The organism is Fulvivirga aurantia (genome assembly GCF_009711475.1).
GTDB lineage: Bacteria > Bacteroidota > Bacteroidia > Cytophagales > Cyclobacteriaceae > Fulvivirga > Fulvivirga aurantia.
This window is the reverse complement of record NZ_SMMD01000692.1, coordinates 1-3,194: the sequence shown is the minus strand read 5'-3', so window position 1 is coordinate 3,194 and position 3,194 is coordinate 1. Positions and strand designations below refer to the sequence as shown.

The 3,194-nt window shown below is 38.9% G+C and carries 4 protein-coding genes; 1 reads left to right on the top strand and 3 read right to left on the bottom strand.

The annotated features are described in order from the left end of the window. Positions 1-47: 47 nt before the first annotated feature. Both radC and rpsT read right to left on the bottom strand, forming a co-directional pair. The gene (gene radC, locus E1176_RS07480; RefSeq protein ID WP_155209982.1) at positions 48-743 is read right to left on the bottom strand and encodes a RadC family protein; all 696 of its coding nucleotides are present in this window, start codon (positions 741-743) and stop codon (positions 48-50) included. Between the two features lie 130 nt (positions 744-873). After that, entirely contained in the window at positions 874-1,125 is a 252-nt protein-coding gene (gene rpsT, locus E1176_RS07475; RefSeq protein ID WP_155209981.1) for a 30S ribosomal protein S20, read from the bottom strand. A gap of 142 nt (positions 1,126-1,267) precedes the next feature. Between rpsT and E1176_RS07470 the strand changes: the two genes are divergently transcribed. Then, entirely contained in the window at positions 1,268-2,236 is a 969-nt protein-coding gene (locus E1176_RS07470) for a zinc dependent phospholipase C family protein (RefSeq protein ID WP_425482565.1), read from the top strand. 51 nt (positions 2,237-2,287) lie between these two features. Here E1176_RS07470 and E1176_RS07465 read toward each other — a convergent pair. Further along, a partial coding sequence (locus E1176_RS07465; protein WP_155209980.1) for an SRPBCC family protein occupies positions 2,288-3,194 on the bottom strand: 907 nt, incomplete at its 5' end.

The following is a 3,194-nucleotide window of genomic DNA, read 5'->3' as shown; positions in this document are numbered from 1 at the left end:
AATGGCCGCCACCAGCCCAATTACTATATATAATATCTTTTTTTGCATTACATCAGGTTTTCATCTGCAAAGCTAAAGTAGCCATCATTTGTGAAAATGAGATGGTCTAAAACGGGTATTTCGAGCATTTCACCAGCTTCCTTCAACTTTTTTGTGAGGTTTATGTCTGCCTGGCTTGGTTTAAGATTTCCTGAAGGGTGATTATGACTGAGTATTATAGATGAGGCAAGCTCATCCAGGGCCATTTTAAAAATAATCTTGGGATCGGCTACGGTGCCAGAGACCCCACCGCTGCTTATCAATTGCTTTTTAATGACTTGATTGGAGCGACTAAGCATAAGTACCCAAAACTCTTCATGGCTAAGGTCGAGCAGGTGTGCCCGCATAATGTCATATGCATCTTGAGAACAGGTAATTTTTGGTTTCTTAACAACTTCTGACTCTTTACGTCTGCGACCTAGCTCGAGAGCAGCCACTATACTGATGGCCTTTGCCTCACCAATGCCTTTAAACTTCATTAGCTCCTGTACAGTGAGTTTGGCCAGGTCGTTGAGGTTGTTATTTGTGTGTCCTAAAATTTGTTTGGAGAGATCTACAGCACTCATAGATGCGGTGCCGGATCCTATCAATATGGCTATTAACTCTGCTTCAGAAAGTGAGGCTTTGCCTTTGAGTAGTAGTTTTTCTCGTGGGCGATCTTCTTCTGCCCAACTTTTGATATTAAGATAAGCGGTGTTTTCCATTGTTTTTCGAAAGTAAGGAAATTAACGCTTTTCTACTACCTCATGTAGAAGGAGGTAATAATGGAGCATAAATACAAAAAGCTCTGATTCAAAAAAGAACCAGAGCTTTTTGGTGTATTTATAAAATGCCTTACAGGCTATTTACAAGCTTAGTAAGCTTAGATTTTTTGTTAGCTGCTTTATTATCATGAATGATATTTTTCTTAGCTAATTTGTCGATCATAGAAACTACTTTTTTAAGCAACTCCTGTGCTTCAGATTTATCAGTAGTATCTTTCAACCTCTTGATGAACGTCCTGGTTGTTTTGTGTTGATACTTGTTTCTTAATCTTTTCGCATTATTTGATCTAATTCTCTTTAATGCTGATTTGTGATTTGCCATATCTGAAATTAAATTCGAATACCCTTCTAATATTTTGAGTGTGCAAAGGTATATCTAATTGTTGAATTTGCAAAATGTAGTTTGCTAATATTTTTATGTTTGATAACTTACCCTCCATTTTAATTAAAACCATTTTAGAATTTTGAGAAGAGTTTTTCTGCTGCTAGTCAGTAGCTTATTTTTTTGCCTGGGAGCCGGTATGTGGGGTTTTTTTGCGCATCAACGTATCAATCGGTTGGCAGTATTTACACTGCCTGTAGAAATGATCGGGTTTTATAAACATAACATACAGTATATCACAGAAAATGCTGTAAACCCAGATAGAAGAAGATATGCGGTAGAAGGCGAGGCGCCACGACATTTTATCGATGTAGATATTTATGGCGACAGTGCGGTTTATAAAATGCCTCGATATTGGACTGAAGCTGTTGAGAAATATAGCGAAGATACATTACAGGCTTATGGGATTGTACCCTGGCATATTTATTTCATGAAATTACGATTAACCGATGCGATGCGCATAAAGGATGCAGCAGCTATATTGCGGCTCTCGGCTGATCTTGGGCACTATATTGGAGATGCCAATGTCCCACTTCACACTACAGAAAATTATAACGGACAACTTACAGACCAGTACGGCATACATGGTTTTTGGGAGTCACGACTGCCTGAGCTTTTTTCTGATGATTATGACTTTTTTGTAGGTAAAGCAGAGTATATTGAAAATCCTCAGTTGAGGGCGTGGGAGGCGGTTGTGCAGGCTCATGAAGCACTAGATTCTGTTTTATGGTTAGAGAAAAAATTGAGTAAGCATTTATCAGCAGATAAGAAGTATAGTTTTGAAACGCGTGGTCAGTCTACAATAAGAGTATATTCCAGAGAGTATTCTGAAGAATATCATCAAATGCTTGATGGCATGGTGGAGCGGCAAATGTTAAGCGCTATTAAAATGGTCGGAGATTTTTGGTACACCTGTTGGGTAGACGCGGGCCAACCGGATATGGATGAATTAATCGATTTTGAGTTTTCTGAAGAAGAATTGGAGAAAAGAAGAGAAGAACTGATGGAGTGGAAGAAGAAAAAATATGAGAGCCGTGAGCACGAAGGTTAAAAAAGCTGCTTACTCATTTGGTTAGCAGCTTTTTAATAAAATGATTCTTATTTAATTCACCGGGTAAAACACATGCGTAACCCACTGAGTAGTGTCAGTTACTTCTCCCGGATCGGTGATGTAAATTTCATAAGGATTTCCACCTTCTTCCAGATTGTTGGTAGCCATATAAGCCTTTATTTCGTCATATGTTGAGGAAAGTTCTGAATAATTACCCATATGAATAGCTTTTATTGACTTACCTCCCTCAATGCGCATAGCTTTTATTTCTTCGTGTTCAACGGTTGTGCCTTCAGCCACTGGCATTCCACATATCATACCTATTTTATCTTCTTCCATAACAGTGTAGACCGAAAGTGGCATTCCTGTCATTTCAGTGCCGGATTGTTGCATATGGTTCATGAGTGTGCCATAAACTTCAGCCATTTTTGTAGAAATGTTATCTGGAGTGGGATTTTCCACGGTGGCTTCAATGCCTAAGTAATTGATAGGTTCAGCGTTTATTAATGATATATTGCTGTTGGCCTCATATTTTGATTCTATATAGTCTTTTAACTTTTTGAGTCCTTTTTCATAATCCGGGCCTAAAAAGTCTTCCATATCCATAAAAGCGTACATCGCTTTACCAAAACTCGCTGGCTTTTCTTCATATGTCCATGTGACTTTAGAGGCACCTGACCCTTCTGGTTCAATGATAAAACGAGCAAATTGTTCCCCCGGAAAGCCAAACTGCATTCTGTATAGAATCATTTTGTTTTCTTCTACCTCTTCTATGGTCATTGAACCATTTCCTACATCAGAGCTGTCACTTTCCCACAAAAATTTTGCTCCGACACCAGTATCCGGGCCTTCAATGGTATACTTAGCTGCAGGATCCTTTTCATACCACACCGACCATTCATTATAAGTCTCGAAACCGTTGAGCTCTGAGTAGATGGTAGAAGGAGAGGCATTTATT